The 659-nt window shown below is 55.8% G+C and carries 1 rRNA gene; it reads left to right on the top strand.

Annotated elements, in window-relative coordinates:
- Positions 1–659 (top strand): 16S ribosomal RNA (locus tag QT230_RS20790); the annotation flags it as partial.

Genomic DNA, 659 nt, shown 5'->3' with positions numbered 1-659 from the left:
CAGGAAAGACATCACTCGCAGAAGAAGCACCGGCTAACTCCGTGCCAGCAGCCGCGGTAATACGGAGGGTGCAAGCGTTAATCGGAATTACTGGGCGTAAAGCGCGCGTAGGTGGCTTGATAAGCCGGTTGTGAAAGCCCCGGGCTCAACCTGGGAACGGCATCCGGAACTGTCAGGCTAGAGTGCAGGAGAGGAAGGTAGAATTCCCGGTGTAGCGGTGAAATGCGTAGAGATCGGGAGGAATACCAGTGGCGAAGGCGGCCTTCTGGACTGACACTGACACTGAGGTGCGAAAGCGTGGGTAGCAAACAGGATTAGATACCCTGGTAGTCCACGCCGTAAACGATGTCGACCAGCCGTTGGGTGCCTAGCGCACTTTGTGGCGAAGTTAACGCGATAAGTCGACCGCCTGGGGAGTACGGCCGCAAGGTTAAAACTCAAATGAATTGACGGGGGCCCGCACAAGCGGTGGAGCATGTGGTTTAATTCGATGCAACGCGAAGAACCTTACCTACCCTTGACATCCTGCGAAGCCGGAAGAGATTCTGGTGTGCCTTCGGGAGCGCAGAGACAGGTGCTGCATGGCTGTCGTCAGCTCGTGTTGTGAAATGTTGGGTTAAGTCCCGTAACGAGCGCAACCCTTGTCCTTATTTGCCAGC

The sequence above is a fragment of the Halomonas sp. SpR8 genome, assembly GCF_031010195.1.
In the GTDB taxonomy this organism is placed as follows: Bacteria; Pseudomonadota; Gammaproteobacteria; order Pseudomonadales; family Halomonadaceae; genus Vreelandella.
This window is presented reverse-complemented; position numbering and strand designations above follow the sequence as displayed.